Origin of the sequence: Oribacterium sp. oral taxon 078 str. F0262, from assembly GCF_000160135.1 — a bacterium.
Taxonomy (GTDB): Bacteria; Bacillota; Clostridia; order Lachnospirales; family Lachnospiraceae; genus Oribacterium.
Genome location: NZ_GG729934.1, coordinates 48,579 through 74,464, shown reverse-complemented (window position 1 = coordinate 74,464; position 25,886 = coordinate 48,579). Strand labels below are relative to the sequence as shown.

The 25,886-nt window shown below is 59.0% G+C and carries 17 protein-coding genes; 2 read left to right on the top strand and 15 right to left on the bottom strand.

Annotated elements, in window-relative coordinates; genetic code table 11:
- Positions 1-83: 83 nt before the first annotated feature.
- The 4 genes from GCWU000341_RS04150 to GCWU000341_RS04135 all read right to left on the bottom strand — a co-directional run bounded on the left by GCWU000341_RS04150 (position 84) and on the right by GCWU000341_RS04135 (position 3,564).
- On the bottom strand, positions 84-521 hold the full coding sequence (locus tag GCWU000341_RS04150; RefSeq protein WP_040653612.1) for a dUTP diphosphatase: 438 nt from the start codon (positions 519-521) through the stop codon (positions 84-86).
- Between the two features lie 103 nt (positions 522-624).
- Complete coding sequence (gene scpB, locus GCWU000341_RS14125; protein ID WP_009214506.1) at positions 625-1,803, bottom strand: SMC-Scp complex subunit ScpB; 1,179 nt, start codon at positions 1,801-1,803, stop codon at positions 625-627.
- Complete coding sequence (locus GCWU000341_RS04140; protein ID WP_009214505.1) at positions 1,800-2,600, bottom strand: segregation and condensation protein A; 801 nt, start codon at positions 2,598-2,600, stop codon at positions 1,800-1,802. The genes scpB and GCWU000341_RS04140 overlap by 4 nt, the downstream gene beginning before the upstream one ends.
- On the bottom strand, positions 2,581-3,564 hold the full coding sequence (locus GCWU000341_RS04135; protein WP_242651623.1) for a metallophosphoesterase: 984 nt from the start codon (positions 3,562-3,564) through the stop codon (positions 2,581-2,583). The genes GCWU000341_RS04140 and GCWU000341_RS04135 overlap by 20 nt, the downstream gene beginning before the upstream one ends.
- Before the next feature lie 163 nt (positions 3,565-3,727).
- On the opposite strand from GCWU000341_RS04135, the gene GCWU000341_RS04130 reads away from it, so the two are divergent.
- On the top strand, positions 3,728-3,934 hold the full coding sequence (locus GCWU000341_RS04130; protein ID WP_009214503.1) for a helix-turn-helix domain-containing protein: 207 nt from the start codon (positions 3,728-3,730) through the stop codon (positions 3,932-3,934).
- Here the strand turns inward: GCWU000341_RS04130 and ftsH are convergent.
- Entirely contained in the window at positions 3,922-5,991 is a 2,070-nt protein-coding gene (gene ftsH, locus GCWU000341_RS04125) for an ATP-dependent zinc metalloprotease FtsH (protein WP_009214502.1), read from the bottom strand. The two genes, GCWU000341_RS04130 and ftsH, sit on opposite strands and share 13 nt — an antisense overlap.
- Before the next feature lie 298 nt (positions 5,992-6,289).
- Positions 6,290-7,393: a 3-isopropylmalate dehydrogenase gene (gene leuB, locus GCWU000341_RS04120; protein ID WP_009214500.1), complete on the bottom strand. Its 1,104-nt coding sequence runs from the start codon at positions 7,391-7,393 to the stop codon at positions 6,290-6,292.
- A 388-nt stretch (positions 7,394-7,781) separates the two neighbouring features.
- Between leuB and uvrB the strand changes: the two genes are divergently transcribed.
- Entirely contained in the window at positions 7,782-9,764 is a 1,983-nt protein-coding gene (gene uvrB, locus GCWU000341_RS04115) for an excinuclease ABC subunit UvrB (RefSeq protein WP_009214497.1), read from the top strand.
- Positions 9,765-9,877: 113 nt separating this feature from the next.
- Here the strand turns inward: uvrB and GCWU000341_RS04110 are convergent, their stop codons facing one another.
- The 9 genes from GCWU000341_RS04110 to GCWU000341_RS04070 all read right to left on the bottom strand — a co-directional run bounded on the left by GCWU000341_RS04110 (position 9,878) and on the right by GCWU000341_RS04070 (position 25,879).
- On the bottom strand, positions 9,878-11,536 hold the full coding sequence (locus GCWU000341_RS04110; protein WP_009214496.1) for an amino acid ABC transporter ATP-binding/permease protein: 1,659 nt from the start codon (positions 11,534-11,536) through the stop codon (positions 9,878-9,880).
- Positions 11,529-13,295 carry an ABC transporter ATP-binding protein/permease gene (locus GCWU000341_RS04105; protein WP_009214495.1) on the bottom strand — a complete coding sequence of 589 codons (1,767 nt, stop codon included), beginning with the start codon at positions 13,293-13,295 and terminating at the stop codon, positions 11,529-11,531. The genes GCWU000341_RS04110 and GCWU000341_RS04105 overlap by 8 nt, the downstream gene beginning before the upstream one ends.
- The gene (locus GCWU000341_RS04100; RefSeq protein ID WP_009214494.1) at positions 13,292-13,720 is read right to left on the bottom strand and encodes a YbaN family protein; all 429 of its coding nucleotides are present in this window, start codon (positions 13,718-13,720) and stop codon (positions 13,292-13,294) included. The genes GCWU000341_RS04105 and GCWU000341_RS04100 overlap by 4 nt, the downstream gene beginning before the upstream one ends.
- A complete protein-coding gene (locus GCWU000341_RS04095; RefSeq protein WP_009214493.1) occupies positions 13,717-20,673 on the bottom strand; it encodes an FIVAR domain-containing protein in 6,957 nt (2,318 codons plus the stop codon). Before GCWU000341_RS04095 ends, GCWU000341_RS04100 begins: the two co-directional genes overlap by 4 nt.
- Before the next feature lie 128 nt (positions 20,674-20,801).
- Positions 20,802-21,227 carry a hypothetical protein gene (locus GCWU000341_RS04090; protein WP_009214492.1) on the bottom strand — a complete coding sequence of 142 codons (426 nt, stop codon included), beginning with the start codon at positions 21,225-21,227 and terminating at the stop codon, positions 20,802-20,804.
- A 380-nt stretch (positions 21,228-21,607) separates the two neighbouring features.
- Positions 21,608-22,423 carry an ABC transporter ATP-binding protein gene (locus GCWU000341_RS04085; protein ID WP_009214490.1) on the bottom strand — a complete coding sequence of 272 codons (816 nt, stop codon included), beginning with the start codon at positions 22,421-22,423 and terminating at the stop codon, positions 21,608-21,610.
- Positions 22,413-23,432 (bottom strand): FecCD family ABC transporter permease, encoded by a 1,020-nt coding sequence (locus tag GCWU000341_RS04080; protein ID WP_009214489.1) that lies wholly within the window; start codon positions 23,430-23,432, stop codon positions 22,413-22,415. Before GCWU000341_RS04080 ends, GCWU000341_RS04085 begins: the two co-directional genes overlap by 11 nt.
- Positions 23,433-23,501: 69 nt before the next feature.
- The gene (gene isdE, locus GCWU000341_RS04075; protein ID WP_009214488.1) at positions 23,502-24,542 is read right to left on the bottom strand and encodes a heme ABC transporter substrate-binding protein IsdE; all 1,041 of its coding nucleotides are present in this window, start codon (positions 24,540-24,542) and stop codon (positions 23,502-23,504) included.
- Entirely contained in the window at positions 24,539-25,879 is a 1,341-nt protein-coding gene (locus GCWU000341_RS04070) for a heme-binding Shp domain-containing protein (protein WP_009214487.1), read from the bottom strand. The genes isdE and GCWU000341_RS04070 overlap by 4 nt, the downstream gene beginning before the upstream one ends.
- Between the last annotated feature and the right edge of the window lie 7 nt (positions 25,880-25,886).

The following is a 25,886-nucleotide window of genomic DNA, read 5'->3' as shown; positions in this document are numbered from 1 at the left end:
TCCCTCTGATGCCCTGCCGCCAATTCTTCGGCAAAGCATGGGCGGGGCATGTCCGCGTTTTCCAAAAGACAGAGCGCGGCCTATCAGCGGATGCCTGTCGCACCGAAGCCGCCCCGGTCCTCATTTTCCAGACTTTCCACCTCCTCAAAGCAGAGTCTCGGCTGATGCCTCAGGATTCGGAACTGACAGATCCTGTCATTGATGTGAATCTCTGTGTCACGGAGCGCATAGACCGGCATCATCAGGATATCATTGTCTCCGCAGTAGCTCTCATCCACCACGCCGGGAGAATTGGGCTGAATCAGGCCGAAGTTCTGAAAGGTGGAGCTCCGGGGCGCGACCAGCATCTCATAGCCCCGGGGAAGCTCCACGGAAATTCCGAGACTGATCCGGCAGAATTCTCCCTTTTTGATCTTCCGCTCCTCCGCGGAGCGAAGATCAATCCAGTCTCCCTTTCCTTCTATGTAAGTCAGCTTCTCGATCTCCTTCGAGTGGTAGCGGACCTTGAGCTTTTCTTCCATTTTTTCCGTTCTCCCTTCGTCCCTCGCTTCGCTGCCCCACCGGGGCTCCTCCATCCTCCGCTGATGCTTCGGCAGGAGTCGGATCCTTCGCCTCGCCGCCATTTTACACCGGCCCGGGCTCTTCTCCGGCTCCTGCCCCGCTTTCCGGGTGCGGTGCATTCGCTTCCTCCTTTGCCTCATCCCTTCCCTCGGAAGGAGCCTTCGGAGGAATTTCCTCTTTTTGGAATAAGGGCGGCGGGAGAGCCTCCTCTTTTTCCTCGAAAGCAGTCGAAGCAGCCATTTCATTCTCCTCCTGCAGAGCGGAGAGAACGATTTCCTCCTCCCATTCAGAGGAGGACGGCGGAAGAGCTTCCCCGGCGGCCGCTTCTTCTCCCTTCTCTTCCTCTTCGGAAATATGCAGGGGCGCCGCAAGCTCTTCTTCCTTTTCTTCTTCGGAGGGAGACGACGAAGGGGCTTTCTCGGCGGCTTCTTCTCCCCCCTTCTCTTCCTCTTCGGAAGGGAACGAAGCTGCCGGAGCCTCTTCTTCGGAAAGGCGCAGGGGCGCCGAAGTTTCTTCTTCGGAAAGGATTGAAGGCGCTGCAATCTCTTCTTCCTTTTCTTCTTCGGAGGAGGACAGCGAAAGGGCCTCTCCGGTGGCCGCCTCTTCCTCCTCGCCGCTGAGACCGAGGGCGTCCGCAAGCTCTTCCTTGACCTCGGTCTCGATGGAAGCCTCGATCTCCTCGCTGAGCGCCGGGAGATCCTTTATGCTCTCTGCACCAAAGCGGCGGAGGAACTCCTCCGTCGTCGCAAAGAGGGCGGGGCGGCCCGGCGCATTGAGCCTTCCCTCCTCATAGATCAGTCCGTACTCGACGAGACGATTCACCGCATGATCCGATTTCACACCGCGTATCTTCTCGATCTCCGCCTTTGTGACAGGCTGCCGGTAGGCGACGATCGCGAGTGTCTCCATGACGACATCCGTCATTACCGGTTTTTTCGGATGCTTCGCGACCCGGATCAGCGCCTCAAACTGCGCGGGATTCGTGTACATCTGATAGCTCTCCTCGAGTCTTCGGATCAGGATGCCGCCGTTTCGCTCCCGGTAGCTCCGATAAAGCCTCTCCGCGGCCTCCTCCGCGGCCTCAGGACCCGTCCCAAGCGCCGTCGCGATCTCCTCCCTGCTGACGGCCCGGCCCATCGCAAAAAGCAGAGCCTCCACGATTTTCTCCTCCTCGCGAAGCTCCTCCTTGTATTCCTCGTCGATTTCTCCCACAAGCCTTTCCTGTACCGGATTCAAGCTCATCCGTCAAATTCCTCCACCTCTGTGAGATCGGGCTCCCTCTCTCCCTCCTCTCCGCCCACTACCTGGATATCCATATCGGAGAAGGGCGCATCCTGCATCAATGTGATTTTCCCCATCTTCATAAGCTCGAGAACCGCGAGAAAGCTGACCACGATGTCCATGCGGTCCTCCTTTTTCCGGATCATGTGCCGGAAGGAGAAGCGCCCATGGCGCCTCGCATAGGACAGGACATCCCGAATCCTGCCGGAGAGGCTCACTCTCTCCCTCCGGATCACGCCGAACTTTGAGCGGACCCGGTCCACCGCCTCCTCTTGCCTCCGGGAGAGATCCTCAAGGGCCTCCCGAAGCTTTTCCAGACTGAGCCCCTTGAGAAGCTCCGTGAGATCCAGAGGAGGTGTGTAGCGGAGGACCTCCTCCGGCATCGCCCCGCTCCTGTAGAAAACTCTGTCCGCGTCCTCCTCCTTCTCCCGGAGGATCCGGCTGATATACTTGTACTTCTTGTATTCGAGGAGACGTTCCACAAGCTCCGCCCGGGGATCGATCTCCTCTCCCTCTTCGTCGAGCTCCCGGGGGAGCAGCATTCTGGATTTGATTTCGAGCAGCGTCGCGGCCATCACGAGAAAGTCCGAGACGATGTCCAGATCCTCCTCCTCGAGCCGGTTTACATAATCCAGGTATTGCTCCGTGATCTCCGCGATCGGAATATCATAGATATCGATCTTATTTTTTTCGATGAGCTGCAGGAGAAGATCCAGCGGACCCTCGAAGACATCCAGCTTATAGCGCAGTCTCTCCATTCCCTCTCTCTTCCTCCCTCTCCGGCAGCAGCGTGATGAGGCTGAGCTCCGGCGGATTGTTCAGACGGATATTGACGGTATGCGTCCCGATTCCCCGGCTTATGACAAGGTTTCCCCCGCGAATGGGAAAGAGTCCCGACACCTTTTTCACGAAAAGTCGGTACTGCGGTGTCATCACTCCCCCGATCAGGGGAAGCCGGATCGTCCCGCCGTGCAGATGTCCGGAAAGTACGAGATCCGCCCCGCTTCGGACCGCCTCCTCATCGTAGAGCGGCGTGTGAAGGAGAAAGATATGGTAGCGCCCCTTCGCCCCATCCTCCGGAAAGCCCGCGGCGCGGCGAAGCTCCGCGGGAGAAAGCGGCTTCTTTTTCCGAAAGGGCAGCGGCCGGTAATATTCCATCGGGAGGCTCACCCCGCTCAGGCTGAGATCCGAGAGCCCTCCTTCCGGAAGAACGGTCTCCTTATCCAAAAGACGGACAGCCCCGAGTCCCCGCTCGAAGAGGGCCGCCTTTTCCCGGCTCTTTGCATGCTCCTTCCTCGGGTACTCTGCGCGAAAATACCGCCCCCTCCAGCCGGCCTTCTCAAAGAGGCGCTCCTCGTGATTCCCGAGAGCGAGATAAACCGGAAACTCTCTCCCCAGAGCGCGGAGGAGGCGAACCGATTTCCGCACCCGGTCCCGCTCGCTCCTCCTTTTATGGCAGACCACGAGATCTCCGCCGAGCAGGATGAAGTCGGGGCGGAGCGCGCGGATCCTTCGGAGCAGCTCCTCATTCTTCTCCCCGAATTCCTTCTCATGGACATCCGTCAAAAAAAGAAAGCGGTGCGCCCTCTTGATCTTTCCGGAGCGAAAGCAATAGCTCTCCAGGCGAAGCTGATTTCTTTCCCCGTCCGAACATTTTTTCAGAAAGATCACCAAAGCCAGCACGGAAAATATGTTCAATGCCCCGATGAAGATCTTCGCCAAAGTCCCGCATTTCCTGCTATTATGAAAGGGAGGGAGCCTTCCTTCTCCCAGACAGTGCAGGCATCCCTTACCATGCAGGCATCCCTTTTTCTTATTATAATTATAATTTTGATTCGTTTTATAATTCCGGCTTCGAAGCCTCTTTCCCAAAAAAGGAGAAATCATGATCAGCTACTCCCCCTTCTGGCGGCTGCTCTCCGCCACTAAAGTCACGCAGTATCATCTGATCCACCACCACAAAATCTCCGCGAGCCAGCTTCACAGGCTTCGGAAAAACCTGCCGGTCTCCACGGAGACCATCCATGAGATATGTAAGATTTTCGGCTGCGGGGTCTCCGATGTGATGGAGTATGTGAGCTATCTCCCGTAGTCCGTATAGGCGGCTCTCGCCTCCTCGAAGCTCCGCTTCCGCTCCGGGTCCTCCGTCTCCGCGCCTTCGCTTCCCTTCTCTCCCTCCTCTGTACTCGCTGTCTCCGATCCCGCATTTCCCCCGCTCTCTCCGGAGGCGCCGGATGATCCCGCATTTCCCTGCTCGCTCCGGACCTCCTCCAGAATCCTCATGAATTCCTTTCCGGTTATAGTCTCCTGCTCGATCAGAAATTCCGCGATCCGGTCCAGCGCATAGCGGTTCTCGCTCAGAATCCTCCTCGCCTCCCCGTAGCACTGCTTTAAGATGAGGGCGACCTCCCGGTCCACCTCGGTCGCGGTGTAATCCCCGCAGTTCATCACGCTCTTTCCGCTCAGATACATGCTCTCCTGTGTCGCAAGTCCCATGAGGCCGAACTTGTCCGACATCCCGTACTGCGTCACCATTGATCTCGCGATCTTCGTCGCATTCTCGATGTCATTGGCGGCCCCGGTGGTCACAGTCTCAAAGACCAGCTCCTCCGCCGCTCTCCCTGCGAGAAAACCGACCATCATATCGTGGAGCTCCGCCTTCGTATTGAGATACTTCTCCTCCTCCGGCACCTGCATCACATAGCCGAGCGCCCCCATGGTCCTCGGGACGATCGTGATCTTCTGCACCGGCTCGGAGTGCTTCTGAATCGCCGCAACCAAAGCGTGACCCACCTCATGGTAGGACACAATCCTCCGCTCCTCCTTTGAGAGGATGCGGTCCTTCTTCTCCTTTCCGACCAGGACGACCTCGACCGACTCGAAAAGATCCGCCTGGGAGACCTTCCGCCTTCCCTTCTTCACAGCCGTGATCGCGGCCTCATTCATCATATTCGCAAGATCCGCCCCGACCGCACCGCTCGTCGCAAGCGCGATCTCATCGAAGTCCACCGTGGAATCGAGCTGGATGCCCTTCGCATGGACCTTCAGGATATTGACTCTCCCCTTTAAATCCGGCTTCTCCACGATCACTCTTCGATCGAATCTCCCGGGGCGAAGCAGCGCCGGATCCAAAATCTCCGGGCGGTTCGTCGCTCCCATCACCATGATGCCCTTCCCCGCATCGAAGCCGTCCATCTCCGAGAGGAGCTGGTTTAAGGTCTGCTCCCTCTCATCATTTCCGCCGTAGCGGCTGTCCCTCGTCTTTCCGATGGCGTCGATCTCATCGATGAAGACGATACAGGGGGCATTCTGCGCCGCCTGCCGGAAGAGATCCCGCACCCGGCTTGCGCCAACGCCGACAAACATCTCCACAAAATCCGAGCCGGAGAGCGAGTAAAAGGGAACCTGCGCCTCCCCCGCCACAGCCTTTGCGAGGAGGGTCTTCCCCGTTCCCGGCGGCCCCACGAGAAGCGCCCCCTTGGGAAGCTTCGCCCCGATATCCACATACTTTTCGGGATTATGCAGAAAATCCACGATCTCCACGAGGCTCTCCTTCGCCTCATCCTCCCCGGCGACATCCTTAAAGCTCACGCCGGTCTCTCTCTGCATGTACATCTTCGCCGTGGACTTCCCGACACCCATGACCCCGCCGGATCCGCCCCCCATCCTGCGCATCATAAAATTCATCGCGATAAAGAAGAGGATAAGGGGAATCACAAGACCGATCATGGTCTGCATGATGAGGCTAGAATTGTCCGGCTTCTTCCGATAGATCTCCACCTGATGCTGGTAGAGTCTTTGCACAAGCTGCCCCGCATCGGCATTGATCGGCACGACGAAATATGTCCCGCTCCCCTTTCCGCGGGAGGCTTCGGCGCTATCCTTCTCCCCGGCCGCACTGCTCTCCCCCGCGCCCTCCTTCGGATAGACGGCGATCTGGCTGTCCCCCCACTCTACCTTCTGGATCTGATCCTTTTCCACCATCGTGAGGAACTCGCTGTAGCTCTTCTCCTGCGGATCCGGTACCGAAAAGAAATGCTGCACCATCGAATAGATGAAGAAGGTCAGCACAGCGGCGATGATCAAAATCAGAAAGGACTGCCCCGGACCGGGCATACGTCCTCCGTCTCTCAGATCGTTTTCATTCATGCTCTCTCCTTATGCCGAAAAAGGCACCGCCGAAAAGGCGGGCCGAATCTATCATTTTTATATTCGCATTCCGAGCTCTCGCTCTCCTTGCTCATACCTGCTTTGCCCGTCCAATGCCTCAGCGTCCCCGCGTACTAGCACGCCGGACGATGAGGCATTGGACGGGACTTTTACAGTATAAGTAAATCAGGGGCATAAATCAAGGCGCTGTCTTTTTCGCTGCTCCCTTCGTTTTTTTATCCCGCGGAAAAGATGGGAGTATTCCGCATGCAGAGCGGCAGAGCATGGGAGAGGCCGTTCAGCGGAGCGGACCGCGGAGCTTTGCTGCGACCTCTTCTCCCATTTCTTCCGTTGAGAGAAGCTTGAGCCCTTTCTTTTCCTCCAGGATATCCTTTGTCCGGCAGCCGTCCCGAAGGACCTTCTCCACGGCTGTCTCCACGTCCTCTGCCTCCTTTGGAAGCTCCAGGGAATAGCGGAGGAGCATCGCGGCGGAGAGTATCGCAGCCAGGGGGTTTGCGATATTTTGTCCCGCAATATCCGGCGCAGAGCCTCCGCTTGGCTCGTAGAGACCGAAGCGGTCCTCCCGGAGGGAGGCGGAAGGAAGCATTCCGAGGGAGCCCGCGATCTCCGCCATCTCATCGGAGAGAATATCCCCGAACATATTTTCTGTCAGGATCACATCGAAGCTGCCCGGCTTCCGCACGAGAAGCATCGCGGTGGAATCCACGAGGGCATGGCTCAGCTCCACCTCCGGACAGGCCTTCCCTTCCTCCTCCACGATCCTTCGCCAAAGCCTCGAGCTGTCCAGAACATTCGCCTTGTCCACGGAGCAAAGCCTCCCTCTCCGCCCTCCGGCGATCGAAAAGGCCTTCCGCGCGACCCTCCGGATCTCGGATTCCCGGTAACAAAGCTCGTCCCTCGCGACGAGCTCTCCCCCCTCCCTCACTGTGCTCCTTTCGCCGAAATAGAGCCCTCCGGTGAGCTCCCGCACCATCATAAGGTCAAAGCCGTCCCCGATGACGGACTCCCGAAGCGGGCAGGCATTCCGAAGCTCCGGGTAGAGCTTCGCCGGCCGGAGATTGCAAAAGAGCCCGAGCCCCTTCCGAAGCTTCAAAAGACCGGCCTCCGGTCTTTTTTCCGGCGGGAGAAGATACCAGGGCGAGACGCCGACCTTTCCTCCGATCGATCCCATCAGCACCGCGTCCGAAGCTCTGCATTTCTCGAGGGTCTCCTCCGTCAACGGCTCTCCGAAGCGATCGATCGAAGAGCCGCCCATGAGGAGCTCCCGGAACTCAAAATGATGTCCGTAGAGCGCGGCGATCCTGAGAAGTACCTTTCTTGCCTCCCGGACGATTTCCGGACCGATCCCGTCTCCCTCTATCACAGCAATCCTGTATTCCATTTTTCCTCCTGAAAGCATTGATCGGACGCTGCACTCTTTATGGCCCGGCAGCAGGTTCCGGCTCTCCCCGCTTCCTTTCCGGATGCCGCAGCGTGCTGCGCCCTTCCGTCACTTTGTTCTTTGAAGAGCATATCGCGGATTCGATTCCCCGGGCAATATATTTTTGCTATACTAGTCATGTTTCTCTTTTCAGCAGCGCAGAAGCAGCGTCATACTGCCGCGCTGACAGCGCTCCGCTTTCCGCCCGATCGGGCATGGCTCTGTCCCGCTCTCCTCTCGAATGACGGGATGGATGCCGGAATGAATGCCGGGACAAGCGCCTGTGGGATATCCTGCGCCTGATGGAGATTTTTGCGCCTTATGCACCGAGTATAGGGGGGAGAGATCCATGGATTTTAAACTGCATGCAGACTATGCGCCAACGGGAGACCAGCCTAAGGCCATTGAGGAGCTGGTACGGGGCTTTCAGGAGGGCAATCAATTCCAGACCCTACTGGGAGTGACGGGCTCCGGCAAGACCTTTACCATGGCGAATGTGATCGAAAGGCTGAAGCGGCCGACTCTCATCATTTCCCACAATAAAACGCTCGCGGCCCAGCTCTACTCGGAGATGAAGGAATTCTTCCCGGAAAATTCGGTGGAGTACTTTGTCTCCTACTACGATTACTATCAGCCGGAGGCCTATGTCCCCTCCACGGACACCTATATCGAGAAGGACTCCGACATCAATGAGGAAATCGACAAGCTCAGAAACTCCGCGATGGCCGCCCTCTCGGAGCGAAGGGATGTGGTCGTCGTGGCCTCCGTCTCCTGCATCTACGGGCTGGGTGCACCGACGGAATATCTCAATATGGCCCTCTCTCTCCGACCCGGGCAGAGTAAGGACAGAGACGAGATGATCCGGCACCTGATCGAGATCCAGTACAATCGAAACGACATGGACTTCCACCGCGGGACCTTCCGGGTCATGGGAGATATCGTGGACGTCTTTCCCGCATCCGAGGGAGAGCAGGCCTACCGGATCGAATTCTTCGGAGATGAGATCGACAGGATCCGAATCATTGACCCGCTGAGCGGGAAGGCGAAGTCGGAGCTTTCTCATGTCATGATCTTTCCGGCGAGCCCCTATGTCATCCCTCCGGAGAAGCTGAGTCTCGCCTGCGATAATATCCTGAAGGAGCTGGAGGAGAGGGTAAATTACTTTAAGTCCGAGGACAAGCTTCTCGAGGCACAGCGGATCTCGGAGCGGACGAACTTCGATGTGGAGATGCTGCGGGAGACCGGCGTATGCTCCGGCATCGAGAACTATACGAGGCATTTGAACTTCTCCGCGCCCGGAGAGCCGCCCTACACACTCATGGACTATTTCCCGGAGGATTTCCTCATCATCGTGGACGAAAGCCACATCAGTCTGCCGCAGATCCGGGGGATGTACAACGGAAATCTCTCCCGGAAAACGACGCTCGTCGATTACGGCTTCCGCCTCCCCTCGGCGCTGGACAACCGCCCCTTAAATTTCGGCGAATTCGAGAGAAAGATCAACCAGATGCTCTTCGTCTCCGCTACGCCGGGGGACTATGAGGCTGAGCACGAGCTTCTCCGGGCGGAGCAGATCATCCGCCCCACCGGCCTCCTGGACCCCGAGATCTCCGTCCGCCCGATCAGAGGCCAGATCGATGATCTCATCGGAGAGATCCGGAGGGAAACGGAGAAAAAGCACAAGATCCTCGTCACCACTCTCACAAAGCGGATGGCCGAGGATCTCACGAAATATCTGAAGGAGGCAGGCATCCTGGTCAAGTACCTCCACTCCGATATCGACACGCTGGAGAGAGCCGCCATCATAAGGGATATGCGCCTCGGAAAGTTCGACGTGCTGGTCGGCATCAATCTCCTCCGGGAGGGTCTCGACATCCCAGAGATCACACTGGTCGCGATCCTGGACGCGGACAAGGAGGGCTTCCTCCGCTCCGAGACCTCCCTCATCCAGACCGTAGGCCGCGCCGCGAGGAATGCCGAGGGGCATGTCATCATGTATGCGGATCAGATCACGGACTCCATGCGGCGCACGATGCAGGAGACCGAGCGAAGGCGGAAAATTCAGATCTCCTATAATGAAGAGCACGGCATCACGCCGACCACGATCAAAAAGGCTGTCCGGGAGCTCATCGCGATCTCAAAGGCGGTCAGCGACAGCGGAAGCGGAATCCAGAAGGATGCGGAGTCCATGAGCGCCCGGGAGCTGGAAAAGCTCATCCGGGAGCTCACAAAGAGAATGAGGGCTGCCGCCGCCGAGCTGAACTTCGAGGAGGCCGCCCTCTGCCGGGACAGAATCGAAGAGCTCCGAAAGCAAAAAGAGGGAGAAGGATAGGGGGAGCCGACAGAAACCTGGAAAAACCGCGCTCCGGGGCGGCAGCTATAGAGCGATCGGCCGGAAGAAAGGGACGCGGAAGAGCTTCATTGACTGCTTCTTCCGCCGAGCTCTCAGAGCTCATGGATCTCATCCGCGATGCCGAGGGTCGAGGCCCGGTGCGAGACCAGCACGACCGTCCGGTTTTCCCTCTCCTCCTTCAGAGACTTCAGGATCGCGCCCTCATTCAGGACATCGAGGTTTGCGGTCGGCTCATCCAGAAGGAGTAGGGGTACCCCGTGGAGAAAGGCTCTCGCAAGGCCGATTCTCTGCCGCTCTCCTCCGGAGAGATTCTCCCCGAGCTCGCTGAGCCGGGTATCATAGCCCTTCGGAAGCGCTTCGATAAAGTCGTGGACGGATGCCTTCCTCGCGGCCTCCCGGATCTCCTCTTTCCCTGCCCCGATTTTCCCGAGCGCGATATTTTCCGCGATCGTATCCTGAAAGAGCACGCTCTCCTGCGTGAGAAGACTCTCCATCCTGCGAAGATCCGCGGTATTGATTCTTCGGATATCCTTCCCGGAGATCTGCACCTCTCCCCTGTCCGCATCCCAAAAGCGGAGCAAAAGGCGGAGCAGCGTGGACTTCCCGGAGCCGCTCGGCCCGTGAATTCCGAGGATGCTCCTCTCCCGGATGCGAAGGCTGAGATCCCTCAGCACCTCTTCTCCTCCGTAGGAAAAGCTGACCCCGCAAAAGGCCGCGCCGGAAAACACGGTCTCCTCCTGCCCCTCGATCTCCTCTGTCTCCGGCTCCTCCTCCAAAAGAGAGAGCACCCGCTCCCCGCAGGCGAGCGTCTGATTCAGCGTGCCGGAGAGCCGAAGGAGCGCGCTCGTCGGCCCGAAGGAGCTCATCATGGCCGTCGCAGAGAGTAGAACCGCCGAAAGGGAGAGCTGGCCCCGGAGACTGAGCCAGATGCCGAGAAAGAGCATGCCGAAGGAGAAGAAGCTGATGCAGGCCCCCGCCTCCGCATTCGCGTCTCCGTCGAGAAGCTTCAGACGTCGCTTAAGCTCCGCGAGTCTCCCGGATCTCTCCCTAAGCTCAGAAAGCCGCTCGCCCGTCCTTCCGTACTGTATCGTCTCCTGCATCCCGCGGAAGCTGTCCAGCAAAAAGCCGTTCATCGCCCCGAAGCTCTCCTGATAGAGCACGCCGCTCTCCCTCCCCCGGGCACTGCTTCTCATAGGAAGGAGCACGCCGAGCGTCAGATAGGCGAAGAAAGCAAGCAGAGCGAGGAGGGGGTGAAAGCTTCCGAGGAAAAGGATCATGAGGACAGAGCTCACAGCGGCGATGAGGATCGGCGAAAGAGTATGTGCGTAAAAGACCTCCAGCAGCTCGATATCGCTTGTGATGAGGGAGATGAGCTCTCCCCTCTCCCTCCCCTCAAGCTTCGCCGGGGCGAGACGCCGAAGCGCCGAAAAGACCTTCTGCCGAAGAAGCGCGAGCAGGCGAAATGCGATATAGTGGTTGCAGTACTGCTCGACATAATGAAGGAAAGCCCGGAGCAAAGCGGAAAGCATAAGTAAGACGGCGATCCCAAAGAGGGTAGAGGGAAGGAAGGAGGGGACCGGGAGAGCGAGAATCTCAAGTCCCCCCGCAGCGGCAATCACCGTGAGAAAGGCCGCAAGGAGATGCCCGGCGACTCCGGAAAGTGCGGCGAGCAGCATGACGGGAAGGAGGGGAAGGACCAAAACCGAAAGCCTTCCCATGATCCGGATCCCCGATCTTCTCTTGCTAGGCATAGCATTTCCTCCCTTCCGAAAGCGGACAGAGTCCCGCGGCATAGCTCTCCAGCTCGCTCTGCGCCAAAAAGAGCGCCGCGTAGCCTCCCTTTCTCCTCATAAGCTCCTCATGACTTCCTCTCTCCGCGATTCTCCCGTCCTCCATCCGATAGATGCAGTCCGCCTGCACCGCGTTTTTCAGGCGGTGCGAGATCAAAAGCACAGAGCGTCTTTCGGAGAGCCGCCGTATCGCCTCCATGATTTTTTCCTCGCTCTCCGAGTCGATATTGGAGGCCGCCTCGTCAAAGAGATAGACCGGTGTATCCCTTAAAAGGGCCCGGGCGATCGCAAGGCGCTGCCGCTGCCCCCCGGAGAGATTCTCTCCTCGCTCTGAAAGAAATGTGTCAAGTCCCTGCTGCGAGAGGAGATATCCCTCCAGCCTTACCTCTCTCAGGGCATCCCACATTTTCTGCTCCGAGGTCCCCGGGGAAGCCATGAGGAGGTTCTCCCGGACTGTCCCGCGAAAGAGATAGCTGTCGTGCCGCACCAGGGTGACGGTCCTCATGAGACTTTCCTCCGAGAGCTCCGAAAGCTCCGTCCCATTTAGAAGGATCTGCCCCTCATAGTCCCTCACTCTCCCACTGAGAAGCCCGGCTATCGTGCTCTTTCCGCAGCCGGAGAGACCAACGAGAGCGCTTAAGCCCCGATCGGGAAGAAAAAGGCTGATCCCCTTCAATATCCTCCGATCCCCATCATAGGAGAAGCGGACATCCGAAAGCCGGATCTCCGTCTCCCCCTCCAAAAGCTCCTTCTCCCCTCTTTTCCCCTCCGGGAGATCCAGAATCGAAAAGAGACGGTCCGACGCCGCCATCCCGTTCATCGCCACATGGAAGAGGCTTCCGAGAAGGCGCACCGGGAGGAAGAAATCCGCGGAGAGAAGGAGAAGAGTCAGAAGTCCTCTCAGACTGACCGCTCCCTTCTGAAACTCCAAAAGGCAGATCCCCATCCCGAGTACCGTGCCTCCATAGGCGATCAGGTCCATCACGATAATGGAGTTTAACTGCATGGAGAGGACCCGCATCGTCATTCTCCGGAAGCGCTCTGCCTCCCGGTCCATCTCCTCCGCCTTCTTCCCGTCCGCGCCGTAGATCTTAAGCGTGATCAGTCCCTGCAGATTCTCGAGAAAGCTCCCCCCGAGCTCCGTATAAGAGCCCCAGTATTTTTTCAAAAGGCGCTTTGCGATCTTCTGTACGAGAAGGATCGTGAGCGGGATCAGAGGAACGCAGAGGAGCAGCGCAAGGCTCGCCTTAAGGCAATAAAACGAGAGGAAGAAAAACAGTGTGAGCGGGGCGAGCAGACTGTAGAAAAGCTGCGGAAGATATTGACTGAAGTACACCTCGAGCTGTTCCACTCCCTCCGCGGAAAGCTGCACCGCCTCCGCGCTCCCGAGCTTTTCGTGATAGGCCGCGCCAAGAGCTGTGAGCTTTCGGTAAAGCTTCTCCCGAAGGGCCTGCTTCACCTCGCTCCCCGCTCTCGCGGAGGCCTCCGCCGCCCTCCTCGTGCAGAGCAGCCGAAGGAGCAGGGAGAGCAGCAGGAGAGCCGCGGAAAGGAGAAGCGTCTCCGAGCGGATCCTCCCAAGATAGAGCGACTCGAGAAGCCGCCCCACGATGCTCATGCTCAGGACGGAGGACAGAAGCGCCCCCCACTGCCAGAGCACGTTCTGAAGCACGGCGCCCCGGGATGACTCCGACATCAGGGAGAAAAGCCGCTTTCGAATCATAAATCTCCTCCCCTCTCGGAGAGGGGCTCTGCCCCCTCCGCTTCCGCCCCGCTCTCCCTTCCCTTCGTCCGAACAAAAAAGAGAAAGTAGATATAATGAAGAGCCAGCACCAATGCGAGAATCCCCCGCGCAAAGGGCGGCGAAAAGAAAAATCCGACGGCAAAGACGCCTGTCACCGAAGCGAGGATCCGAAGCTTTCTCCCGGGCGGCATGGGCCTTTTCTCCTTGAGCTCCAAGAGGTATTTCCGATACAGCTTGGTCCCCATGAAAAAGCGGCAGAAGCGCTCCGAGCCCCTCGCAAAGAAAAAGAGCGAGAGAAGTAAAAAGGGGGTTGTGGGCAGGATCGGAAGCGCGATTCCGACGCATCCGATCCCGGCAAAGAAAAAGCCAAGTGCGATACAGACCCCGTTAAACAGTTGTTTCATGAAATCCTTCCCTCTCCCTCGGGGGAGACGCCGCCCAAAAGACGGCGCCTGTTTCTCCGCCTCCTCTCGTCCGCCGCTCCTCCGATGAAGAGAAGAAGTCCGAAAAGGCCCAGCGCCAGAATCCCTCTGAGCGGCATCCGATCCCCCGTATAGGGGATGCTTCTCCCGTTGACCGCTCCGCCGCCGGAGGATGCGCTCCTGGCTGCTCCGCTCCGAAGGACGGAGGCCGCGCTCCTCTGGGCTGTGCCGCTGCCCCCTCCGTTTCCGGTCCGGCTCAGCGCATGCTCTCCCGGGGCCGCGGAGTCCGAAGGAGCCGGAAGCTTTTCCGCGAGCGCATAGAGACTTAAGTGATCGAGGCTCACCTCGTAGAAGGAGCCGCTCACAGATCCGGGGAGCTGCAGGGCAGTCCCGTCATCGTTGATCCGGTAGAGGGCAAGCCTCGAGGGATCATAGTCCGCCGGGACCGGCAGCCGGAGAGTCACAGTCCCGGAGGGCTGCAGCTCTCTCTCCCCGGACTTTAAGCGGATATCGTAGAGGACGAAGCGCGATGCCTTGTCGGAAAGAGCGGATTTTGCGCGTTCGAACTCCTCCCCGCTCTCCTTCTTTTCCGCTTCCAGCTTATTTTCCGGTCCCCCTGTCGCGCCGCGGAGACTGATCCCGGTCTCTGCATTTCGAAGCTCGGAGGAAGAAGAGCCGGAGGAAGTGCTGCCGAGCTTCGCTTTCTCCTTGCTCCCGCTCTCTGCGGAGTAGCCGCCGAGATCTTCCCACTTGCTCTCGCTGATCTTCTTTTTCCCGCTCCAGTTCACCTTAAGGCGCGCCTTCACAGGATCCGTCCCCATGACCTCCACCTGGGGATCCACCTCGCATTTATAGTAGCTGCTGCTGTCGTTTGGCAGGCTGAACTCATAGATCCAGCGGTTTTTCTCTTCGTAGATCAGCTCTGCCTCGTTATACTCACTGTCCTGGTAGATCCAGAAGTGATGGAGGTGCGCGGTGATGCCGCTCGTCTTCATCTCCTTTGTGATGAGACGCATCGTGACATCTCCGTTTTCGATCTTCACATAGGCCGTGCTTCCCACCGCCGGGTCTCCCATGGAGGCCTTGTTCATACTGGCGTGCCAGAGGCGGACACCCACTTTGTAATAGCCTTCCTTCTCCTCCGACTTTTTCCTTTTCGCCCCGCCGTCCCCGGAGTCCCCGGGATTTCCCGCGGGACTTAAGGACTCGATCGCAAGCCGAAGTGCCGCCTCCTGCGAGTCGAGCTCCGCCTGTGTCGCCTTCTCATCGCTGTATACATTTCTTGCAAGAGCAAGTGCCGCCATAAGCTTCGTCCAACTCTCCTTCGTATAGGCGGAAGAATCCATGGCGGAGGCCATCGCGATCAGGGCGGAGAGCGCCTTCCGATTGACCGTCCCCGACGGCTTCTCCTCCTTTAGGACAAGCCCGGAGAGCGCGTTTTCAAGCTTCTGCACCGCTCTCTCAAGCTGAAGCTTCGTCGCCTCCTTATCGTTCAGGACCGAAACCGCGGCCTTCATCGCTTCCTCCAGCGCGGAAAGAGAGGCCTCCGTGTAGTTCCCCTGAAGGGCCTTGATCCCTTCCATATACTTAAGCTGCAGCCTGCTCCGAAGTGCCGACGGATCGGATTTTTGATCCGGACGATTGGGCTGATCCGGACGATTGGGCTGATTGGGCTGATCCGGGCTCTCCGGCCGATCCGGTTCCGCCCTTTTCTTAAGAATCAGAGCGGCATAGCTCGCGCGAAGCGCCTCTATTCTCCGGTCCACGCTGTTCTGCGGGGCCCCCTTCAGCGCCTTCAGCCTCTCTCCGGCCGCGACGCTCAGGGAGAGAGCATTGTAGCTCCCCTCGGTATATTCCGATTCCCTCGCAGCGCTGACCTGATTGAGCACTGTCTCAAGTCCCGTATAGTCTGCTCCCGGCTGCTCCGGCTTCTTCGGCTCATCCGGCTTCTCCGGCTCCTTCCCCTCGACCAAAGTAAGGCTGCTCCAGTAGCAGCGGAGATAGGCCGGCTGCCGCGCACTCGCCCCCATGACGGGGACATTTACCATGACCGGGATGTACTGATTCCTCGCCGCCATATACTTTGTGATATCGAAGCGGACAAGACTCGGGTACTTCCGTCCCGCAGGCGGTCCGAAGCGATCCGTCTCCTCGCTCTCCTCCAGGATCTCCGGGGGGACCTCGGTATAGCTTCCCTCATCGATCACGCCGTTCGTCTTCTTAAGCCCGTCCAGCATGACGATGTCGAGGAGATGTCCGCTGAGCCCGCTGAATTCCATCCTCTGAAATCCCGCGTAGAGATAGGCCCTTCCGCCCTCGAGGAGAAGCTTCGCCTGCTTCCCGGGGCGATCCGGGAAGGCATCCACCAGGGCGCCGTCTCCCATGGACGCCTTATTCTGTGAAAACTGCCATAGACTGCAGTTCACAGAGTAGACGCCGTCGGGATAGCTCTCCCCGAAGCTGTCCGTAAGATTGCCGGAGCTGTCGAGCGCTCCCTCGAGGGCCCACTGCGGAAGCTCCCTCTCCCCAAAATCCGGGAGCTCGGACGGGGTCGCGATCTCCGCGGCAATCGCGCTGTCCCTTCCGAAGGGAGGCTCTCCCGCATCCTCCTCTTCCATCCCGTACGAAAATCCCTCCGAAGCAAAGACAGAGAGCCCGGAGCTTCCGGCCGCCATTCCATCGGGAAGGAGCAGGGCATCATACTCTGCGGCGAGCGCCCGCTTCGCCGCCTCATACTGCGCGTCCCCCGCGCCGTAGTCCGCGGCGTGATCCAGGAGATCCTGTCCCGCGTGAAGTGAGCCGGAGAAGGAGCGGAAGCTCGTCTCCTCATAGCGGGAGCCATCCCCCGCCTCCTTTTGGAGAAGCCGGATCGCTTCCTCAAGAGCCTGTCTCGCCTCACTCTCCTCCGGAAGCTTCCGAAGGGACTCCTCCGCCTGTCTCAGCTCGGAGAGCGCCTTCCGGTAGTCCGCATCGGAGCGCTTCCTGTCCGAAAAGCATTCTCTCGCTCTCGAGAGGACCTCGGAAAAGGCCTTCCAGCTCTCCGCGCTGTATTCCCCCTCGCGGTAGCGCTCCGCCGCCTCGATCTCCGAGCGGAGCTCTCTCCGGGAGCGAAGCTCCAGTCCGTCGATCGCCGCTTCCAGTGCCCGAAGCTCTGTGTCCAGGGCCTCCTGAGAGGCGTTCGGATCCGCATAGACCCTCCGCGCTGCGGAGAGTGCCTCCGCAAGGAGCGCGTAGGATTCCTCCGTATAGAGCTCCCTTCGCTCGGAGAGAGCGCCGGCCTCCCCGATCCTTCCCTCCAGAGCGCTCCGATCCGCGGCCTTCTTAAGCCCTGCTTCCGAGGCTCTGAGCTCCCGGAGAAGCTCGGAGATTCTCTCCTCGCTCAAAGCACTTCCGTAAAGTGCCTCCTCGGTCCGGGAGATCTCCTGTAAAAGCCGTCCCCTCGTCTCCTCCGTATAGCGCTCCCCGTCCGAAAGATAAGCTCTCGCGCGGAGAAGCTCCTGATAGAGTTCTGCGGGATCCGCAGTGTTCTGCGAAGAGGCGTAGTCGAGCTGCAGCTCCGCATTCTCCTCACCCTGATCCTGATGAAGCCTTAGGAGAAGCTTATGCCCCTCGGCCTCCGAGCGAAGGAAACGGATCCTCACTCTCTCCGGGCTGTCCCCGTCCCTTCCCAGGATTTCCATGTTCTCGAAATCCTTCCCGGACAGGGCAAAGTCCAGAGAGCGCAGCGTATTCTTCCGAAGGCAGAGGATCAGCACCGCGCTGTCCCCGCTCACAGAGAGCTCCGCCCTCCGAAAGACCTCCTTCCACTTTTCCGATACCGCGCCGTTCGAGAGGATCCGGAGTGGAAGGAGATAATAGCCGTCCGAAAGCTGCGAGATGCCGCCGGCACCTCCCGATGCAAAGTGCAGGGCGGAGAGCGCGGCCCGGACCTCCTCCTTCGTCGCATCCTCCTTTAAGAGAAGCTGCTCTGCCTTCGCAATCGCCGCAGAGAGAGCCTCCGTGGGAGTGAGATTTTTCGCCTCGGAAATCGCTTCCCGGAGCTCCTTCAGGGAGACCAGTCCCTCCTTCGCGCGTCTTAAGCTCTCGACCTGCTCCCGCACGGCGTCCCGCTCCGGCGCCGTTTCCCGATAGACCGCCGCCGCTTCCTCTGCCGCCTTCCGGGCATCCCTCAGGGAGGCCTTCGTATAGTCCTCTTCCAGAAGTGCCTCGATCTCCAGGATCAGCTCCTTCAGCGTGCGGATCTCCTCCTCCGGCGCCGCGGACTCCTCCGCCTTTGAGAAGTCCGGCCGAAGATAAAGGGTCTGCTGATAATCCTTCCGCTTTGTCTTTATGTCGATCTCGAAGCTCGCCTCCGTATAGGCGCGGTCGATCAAAAAGGCACTGAGCCTTCCCTCTTTGTCCTTAAGCTTCTCCGCATCCTTTAACATCACCCCGTTATCATACTGAAGCTCCGTGACGCTGTCTCCGTCCAGCTCCGAAAGGGGAAGCTTAAGCTTCATCGTACTGCCTGCTGCTGTCAGGATCAGCGTGCGGCCGAAGTATCCGCTGAGCGAAGAGGGAGCCTCTCCTCCATTCTCATAGACCGTAAAGGGAAGACGATAGACCCCGTCCGAGAGCCGCTTCCCCTCTCCCGCTCCGGAATCCTTCATCGCCTGCAAAAGCTTATCCCTCCCCTTCAGGAGCTCCTCCTCCGACGGATTCCCGGCGTAGCACTGCTTCGCCTCCGAGACCGCGCTCTGCAGCGAGAGATAGGTCTCCCCCGCCTTGTCCATGCTCTCGAGAGCGCGCTCTGCCCTCTCGATCACAGCCCGGAGCACAGACTTATCGTGCCCCGAAAGGGGATTTACCGCTCCGTCCTCAAGCTTTTCCGGCTCGCTGATCCGAAGAGATGCGACCTGGACGCCGGTCCCGTCCCCGGGGTGCACATCCATCGCCGGAACCGTGAAGCGGATCAGGTAGGAGCCGTCATCCCGCGGCTTTCCGAGGGGGAAGCTCAGGCTCTTCAGATACTGGAAATGATATTCCCTCGCCCAGGCGTCGAAGCCGAGACCGCCGTCCTCCGCCGTATAATACGAATGGACCTCCACCGGCGTATAGACACTCTGATCCTCTCCGTCACAGCAGAACTCCCCCGTCATATATCCGGTGAGCCCGGATACATAGACGGGCTCCAGGGCGTAATAGACCCGGAAGCTCTTTTTCCCCTCCGCCTCAGAGACCTCGAGATAGCCCGTATTGTCCACGATGGACTGGTTCGACATGGAGGGGAAGTGGGGCTGAAAGGCGTGCGCCATCGTGAGCCGCACCCGGTAGAGCCCCGCCGGAAGCTCCGCAAGCTCCTCCGGCCGGAGATGCTGCCCGTAATCGTAGAAGCTGTAGGTCGCGTTCAGATCCGCCGCCTGGCTCGTCGTGAAAACGAAGGTCCGGCTGTCCCTGTCGATGTACTTACTGTAGGTATTTTCGAATTCTCCGCTGCTCTTACTGATCTGCACCGTCGTCGTCGAAAGGTCAAAGTCCTCCGGAAGCTTGAGGCGGAGCGTCACCTGCCCGTTCAGAGAAAACTGCTCCCCATTCGCCTTTAAGGAGCTGTTGTAGCTCACGCAGGCGCTCCCGCTTCTGCTGAAGCGCGCTGCCCCCTTAAGATCGTATTCCGAGCAGTAGAGCGGCTTCACCGCACCCTCTACCCGCTCAAAGCGGAATTCGCTGTTCTCCGGTATGGCTCCCTTCGCCATGCGAAGCTCCGCCTCTCCGGAGAGGAGGCGCTCCTCCTCGCTCTCCTCCTTCACCTTCGGCGTGAGCCGAAGATAGGCATACCAGCTCCTCTCCGGCGGAGCATCCGGATCCTCCTCCTTATTGTAGGCATCATCCTCCTCTGTCAGGATCTGAAGATAGCGGCCGTCCCGGATATCCTTAAAGTCCAGCGTGATCGTATCCTTTCCGGATCCCTTCTCCCAAAGCTCCGTAAAGTCCGTCCCCTCAAACTCCTGCTCCAGCCTTTTCCGCGTCCACTTATCGAAAGAGGCAAAGTCCAGCTTTTTCTTTCCGGCGAGGGAGATGCTCTTGATCCCCTCCGTATCCCGAAGCCGAAAGCTCGCCCGAAGCCTTCCCGCTCCGTCCGCCTCCGTCTCCACAGCTCTCTCAAAAAGCTTTGAGACCCGCTCATACATCTTTACGCTTCGATCCGTGTACTTCCGGGAAAAATCGTATCTGTCATCTGCGGCCACATAATTACACCAGTCATAGCCAAGCGTATACTGTCCCGCCCCATAACTTACAATCCGCTCTGCCTTGGAGAGCTCAAAGCTGATGTACTGCGACACGGGAAGCCCGGAGCTTGGAGTATACAGGCTTTGGAAATACAGCCCGCCGGAGAGCTCCTCCAGCGTGAGCGTGATCTTCCCCGTATCCCTCTCCTCGTCGAAGAGGACGGTCTTTGCGTCTGTCCTGTGGTAGCGGTCCCCCGCCGCGCTCACGGATTTTTCCAGTCCCTCTGCCCCCGGATTCTTGTACTGCGCGGGCTTATTGAAGTCCCCCATCGGAACCTCATTGCAGTAGGCGTAGCCGTCCTTCTCCGCCCTCCTTGCCCCTTCGATATCCATGAGCTGCACCATGTCTGAGACATGAAAGCCGTGATAGTAGAGACTGACCTCATACTTCCCGCCGAGCCTTCGGATTTCCGCAAGATCATAGATCTGCGTCCTCGTATCGCTGAAAAGACCCGCCTTCCGCTGCTTCGGATGGTTCCAGTCCGCATCGATGTTCGCCGTATAGAACTCCATCGGGACGAGGTAGCTCTCCCCCTCTGCAAGATCCTGCTCCTCCGGGGCCGCGAGGGGATGCAGGGAGCCGGGGACTGCCGCCGGAGCCAGAAGGAGTGAAAGGCAGAGAAGCCCCGCGAGTCCCTTCCGTATCATCCTCTTCCAAAGCTTTTTCATGATTCAGGTCCTTTCCTTGACTTAGGCTCTGCCCGCCCTTTTGCGGCGGACAGAGCCTGTGAGGAGCGGAGGGCAGTCTGCTTCGCCCTCCGCCCCGATTCCTTACAGGCGCCCTTCGCCCGAGAGCCTTAGTTGATCACATCCAGGTAGACGTTTCTCACATCGTGCTTGTGTCCGAGATAGCTCAGCTCAAGGCTGACCTTCACGGCACCGTCCTTTGAGATCAGCTTGTTACTGACCGCGGGGAAGGTGATCACCTGGTTTTTATCAGGCACTCTCGTCTTTCCATCAATCGTCATCGAGGTGATCCTCCCCGTGATGAAGAAGTAGCTCACATCCTTCACGTAGACCTTCAGCTCCGTCTTGTTCCCCCCTGCATCCTCCGTCAGAACCTGCCGGAAGCAGGCCTGCGCGTGCTGCGGATACTGCTTCGTGAGCGCCGCATCGCGGAACAGGAAGGGCCCATTCAGGTTGCTGGCGAATGCGGAAAGGGAAGTCCCGATCAGCAGAGCCATGGTAAGAATTACCGACGCCAGTTTGTTTCTCGTTTTCATCTTGATACCTCCTTCTGTAAATTAAACAATGTTTTCCTCTCGCCCCTTCCAGAGCATCGGGTGTTCTTTCGATACGGAGGCCTTCCCTCCGCCCGGCATCCACCTCTCCGAAAATACCGCTTCTTTGCCGGCCGGGCAAAGCCAGCGGCGAATGAGCGATTTACGTGTATAAGACCGCCTCTCCTGCTGCTTCGCCGCTCCGATGCAGGACGCTCTCGCTCCGACTGCCGCGGCCAGCGGCGCATAAGCGATCTTGAAAAACCAGATCGCTAAACGCCGGGGCGGCAGACGGCCTGCTTACAGAGCGACAAAGCGGCAGGGAGGCAGACGGCCTGCTTATGGAGCGGCCGGGCGGCGCAAAGAAGTCAGAAACAGGGAACTCACACCGCCAGCACGAATTTCTGCCCCGATAGCTCCGTGAGCGGGAGCGCGATGCCGTAGAGCTCCCGGAGGAAGTCCGGCGTCACGAGCTCCTCTGCCAGACCCTGCGCCGTGATTCTGCCGTCCTTCATCCCCACGATCTCATCCGCGTAGCGGATCGCCTGGTTGATGTCGTGGAGCACCATGACGATGGTCATGCCGTAGTCCCGGTTCAGCCTCCGTATGAGCTGAAGAAGCTCGATCTGATAGCGGATATCGAGGAAACTCGTCGGCTCATCCAGCATCAGAAGCTCCGTCTCCTGGGCCAGCGCCGCCGCGATCCAGACCCGCTGCCGCTGTCCCCCGGAAAGCTCCGAGACCATCTTTTTCCGATGCTTTAAGACACCCGTAAGCTCCATCGCCCAGCGAATGGCGTCGCAGTCGCTCTTCGATCCCGCGCTCTGGAAGGCGTGGAGGTAGGGCGTCCTCCCGTAGCCGACCAGCGTCTCCACACAAAGGTCCGGCGGCGCGGTATTACTCTGATGAACGATCGCCGCCCTCCGGGCGAACTCCTTCCGGCTGAGCTCCTCTATCCTCACTCCGCCGAGCAGAATCTCCCCCTCATCCGGAGAGAAATTTCTCGCCATCAGGCGAAAGAGCGTCGTCTTCCCGCAGCCGTTTGCGCCAAGGAGAACGGTGATCTTTCCCCTCGGGATGCAAAGATCGATATGTGAAAGCACCTTCTCCCGCCCGTCGTAGGAGAAGCTGAGATCCCGGATCTCCATCGCATCCGATGCTTCCACCATGTCCCTCTCCTTTTCCAGTCTATATGCCATAGCTTTTATCGCTCCTTCTGATCAGCAGGATGAGAAGCGGTCCTCCGACGATCGAGAGGAGAATCGCAGCCGGGATCTCGTGGGGGAAGGCGATCCTCCGCCCGATCGTGTCCGCGAGAAGGAGAAGCAGCGCTCCTCCCAGTGCGGAGAAGGGAATCAGGATCTTATGCCGGGAGCCGACGAGAAGCCTTGCGATGTGGGGAACGATCAGCCCCAGGAAGGACACTACGCCAAGCTCCGCGGCAGCGGAGGATGCGAGCACCACGGCGACCAGAGAGACCGCGATCCGCGCGGCCGTCACATTGAGCCCGAGCCCCTCCGCCGTCTGATCACTAAGGAGCAGGAGATCACACTGGTAGAAGAGCATCCAGGAGAGCGTGAGCCCCAGCACCGCATAGCCGGCGAGGAGGAAGACATCCTCCCAGGTCTTTTGAGTGATACCCGCGTTCGCGATCCCGGCGACACCGGAGAGATTTCCCCCGCTCATCGCGGTAAAGGCCTGCATCAGTCCCGTGAACACCGCGTTCACCGCGACTCCCACGAGGATGATGCGAAGCGGATTCAGTCCGTTTCGAAAGGCCAGGAGATAGACGAGCACGCAGGCGGCGATCCCTCCGGCGAAGGAAAAGATCGGAAGGAAGAAGTAGAGAGAGGGGAAGAGGGCCGTGGTCAGAGCGGATGCGAAGCCCGCCCCCGCGCTGATCCCGATGATGCCGGGATCGGCGATCGGATTTCTCATGCAGGCCTGGAACAGCACGCCGGAGACAGAGAGCGCCGCCCCGCCGAGCATCGCGATGAGGATCCTGGGAAAGCGGAGATCCCAGACCGCGGCGACATTCTGATCGTAGCGCACGAAGAGTCCCAGATAGAGCTCCCTCGGTGTGATGGGAAGGCTCCCCGTGTTCACGGAAAACCAGAAAAGAAGGAGAAGGAGCAGCGCCGCGACGAGGAAAAACACTGCTGTCCGCCCCGTCCTCCCCGTATTTCCCTCCGCTGTCATTTCCTTCATCTTTCCCCCCTCGTTTCCTTTTTTCCCTTCGTTTCCTTCATTTCCTTCATTTTCTTCCTTCCCTTTTTCTCATTCTCCGTAGAGCATGGGCTCCAGGATCCGGAGCGCCGCCGGGAAATTGAATTTCGCACTCATCCCAAACTCCTGGTAGGGGAGGTCGTAGACACATCCGTCCTCAACCGCCCGGAAATGTCTCCAGATCTCATTCGTCTCGAATTCCTGGTGGAACATGGCCTCTACATCCTCCGGCAGAGCGTGAGCCGCCCGCAGTATGATATCCGGGTCCTTCCTCTGCATATCCTCCGTATTTGCGACGATGAAGTCCTGCGCCTCGTCCTCATAGACATTTCTCCCGCCCGCAAGCCGGACGAGACTTCCCACATAGCTCTTCCCCGTCGCGACGACATAGGAGCCCGGAAGCCCCATCAGGATCAGAACGCTCGGACTCTCGCGGCCCGCATGTTCCTTTTGATAGGCATAGTAGAAGGCGGAAAACTCATCGACCATCCGCTCTGCCTCCTCCTCTCTTCCAAGGAGTGCCCCCAGCTCCTCCACGCTCTTATACAGTCCCTCCACGCTCTCCAGATTCAGAAAGATCCCCCGAAGCCCCGCTGCTCGGAGCTTCGGCTCCATATCCTTCTCCAGGGAGGCCGGGCCGATGACATAGTCGGGCTTCAGCGTCTTGATGATCTCCATATCCGGCCCCATGGCGGTCCCGACCCTCGTCACCGCGCTGTAGCGGGACGGAAGGGAAGAGAGGCTGGATTCCGGGACGCCGACCAGCGAAAGATCGAGCCTCGCCATAATTTCCACTGTCGCGGGACTGGTCGCGACGATCCTCGGGGAGGAAGAGGCCTCGCCTCTGTCCTCTTCGTTCTCCTCCTTCCGGACCCCGCTTTCTCTCTCCGCACTCTCCTTTTTCGGAAGCTCGCTCCCACCTTCTGTATTCTCCTTTTCGGGGAGCTCACTCCCGCTCTCCGCGCTCTCCGAAAGCCCCTGTGCCCCTCTGCCCCCGCTCTGATCGATGCAGGAGCCAAGGAGGACTGCCGCTGCGAGAAGAAGCGCCGCTATCCTGCAAAAAGCTCCCCCTCTTCCTCTCAAAAGCCTCATCTTTCCTCTCTTCCTCCCCGCTCTTTGGGCCTTCCTCCCCCATTCTTCTCCGCATTCTCTCTCTCATCCCCGGCCGATCCCTTATCTCTCCTCCTTCCGAAAAAGAAGAAGCAGCCTAAGAGGACAGCGGAGAGAGCGAGCAGTAAGAGCATGACAAGCTTGGAAGCGGAGAATCCGCTCTTATGGTTTTTCTCCCCCTTTTCTTCTGGAGAGGAAGCTTCGTCCCTTTTCCAGCTCTCACCGGAGATCCCGACCGCATTTTTCAGGAGGGGCTCCGTCAGCTTCCTCGCCTCCTCCATGGGCTGCGCCGAGAGATCATAGTCGGTATCCAGGCGATAGCCGCTGTCCCCGGAATCTCCGTCTCCGGATAAGCTTTCGCTTCCGGATATGAAGGAGCCTTCGCCTCTCGAGAAGCTTCCGTCTCCGGAGAGATTCCCGCTTCCGGAAAGGCTCTCTCCGCTTCCCGAAGAGTCTCCGCTTCCCGAAAGCCCTCTGCCGTCCGAAGAAGCTCTCCTCGCTTTAAGATCCGCGGGCTTCTCCGGGATGCCTGTCACAGGAGCATCCGCGTCTCCGCTTCCATTTCCTTCATTGCCTCCATTTCCTCCGTCTCCCGCATCCCTCTCCCGATACTCCCGATAGGAGGAAGCTGCCGGGCGCTCCGCCGGATCAGGGGAGACTCCGCTCTGCTCTCTGCCCCTTTCCTCGGGATATCCTCCCTCAGAAACAGAATAAGAAGCTTCCCTCTCCGATCCTCTGCTCTCTCCCCCCTGAGCCCCCGAGCTCTCCGCCCGGGCATTCTCCTGAGAAAGCACGAAATCCCCGCTCCCCGGAACCGGATTTCCGAAGCGGAAGAAATAGACGACATTTCTCCCCATCGGCTCTACATAGGCCTTCCCCCGGAAGACAGAATCCATGCTTTTGACCTTCATCCGGTAATCCGTGTAGCCGTACTTCTCGTCGATATTGTCAGCTCCCTCCCGGGGCGCTCTCGTCTGCATCTCCTGAAAGGAGAGAGGGGAGAAGGAGCCTCCGGAACGCTCCTCGAAGCTCACGTCCCGCACGAACTGGCTCAGATAGTAGCGGACCGTGAGATACATCTCTCCGCCCTCTCCCACCTCCAGAAGGCCGCTCCTTCCGCAGAGCTTCTCCGTCATGCCCTGCCCTATGGCCTCATTGTTTCCCGGGTCCTCGATCTCTCCGCTCTCCGGATCGCGGTAGCTCGGACTCACCGTTACAAGATAATTCCCCTTCGGAAGCGCCCATGCGAGAGGCGCTCTTCCCAGCAATGCCAGGAGGAAAAAGATGGAAAAAACCGCTCTTTGAAAAGCTCTCCTCATGAAAAGA

Excerpts from the sequence above, each read along its gene's own strand:
- isdE (WP_009214488.1), bottom strand. The coding sequence starts at position 24,542 with ATGAGGCTTTTGAGAGGAAGAGGGGGAGCTTTTTGCAGGATAGCGGCG.
- GCWU000341_RS04090 (WP_009214492.1), bottom strand. The coding sequence starts at position 21,227 with ATGAAAACGAGAAACAAACTGGCGTCGGTAATTCTTACCATGGCTCTG.
- GCWU000341_RS04130 (WP_009214503.1), top strand. The coding sequence starts at position 3,728 with ATGATCAGCTACTCCCCCTTCTGGCGGCTGCTCTCCGCCACTAAAGTC.
- GCWU000341_RS04110 (WP_009214496.1), bottom strand. The coding sequence starts at position 11,536 with ATGCCTAGCAAGAGAAGATCGGGGATCCGGATCATGGGAAGGCTTTCG.
- GCWU000341_RS04070 (WP_009214487.1), bottom strand. The coding sequence starts at position 25,879 with ATGAGGAGAGCTTTTCAAAGAGCGGTTTTTTCCATCTTTTTCCTCCTG.
- GCWU000341_RS04100 (WP_009214494.1), bottom strand. The coding sequence starts at position 13,720 with ATGAAACAACTGTTTAACGGGGTCTGTATCGCACTTGGCTTTTTCTTT.
- GCWU000341_RS04085 (WP_009214490.1), bottom strand. The coding sequence starts at position 22,423 with ATGGCATATAGACTGGAAAAGGAGAGGGACATGGTGGAAGCATCGGAT.
- GCWU000341_RS04150 (WP_040653612.1), bottom strand. The coding sequence starts at position 521 with ATGGAAGAAAAGCTCAAGGTCCGCTACCACTCGAAGGAGATCGAGAAG.
- GCWU000341_RS04140 (WP_009214505.1), bottom strand. The coding sequence starts at position 2,600 with ATGGAGAGACTGCGCTATAAGCTGGATGTCTTCGAGGGTCCGCTGGAT.
- GCWU000341_RS04095 (WP_009214493.1), bottom strand. The coding sequence starts at position 20,673 with ATGAAAAAGCTTTGGAAGAGGATGATACGGAAGGGACTCGCGGGGCTT.
- GCWU000341_RS04080 (WP_009214489.1), bottom strand. The coding sequence starts at position 23,432 with ATGAAGGAAATGACAGCGGAGGGAAATACGGGGAGGACGGGGCGGACA.
- scpB (WP_009214506.1), bottom strand. The coding sequence starts at position 1,803 with ATGAGCTTGAATCCGGTACAGGAAAGGCTTGTGGGAGAAATCGACGAG.
- GCWU000341_RS04105 (WP_009214495.1), bottom strand. The coding sequence starts at position 13,295 with ATGATTCGAAAGCGGCTTTTCTCCCTGATGTCGGAGTCATCCCGGGGC.
- uvrB (WP_009214497.1), top strand. The coding sequence starts at position 7,782 with ATGGATTTTAAACTGCATGCAGACTATGCGCCAACGGGAGACCAGCCT.
- leuB (WP_009214500.1), bottom strand. The coding sequence starts at position 7,393 with ATGGAATACAGGATTGCTGTGATAGAGGGAGACGGGATCGGTCCGGAA.
- ftsH (WP_009214502.1), bottom strand. The coding sequence starts at position 5,991 with ATGAATGAAAACGATCTGAGAGACGGAGGACGTATGCCCGGTCCGGGG.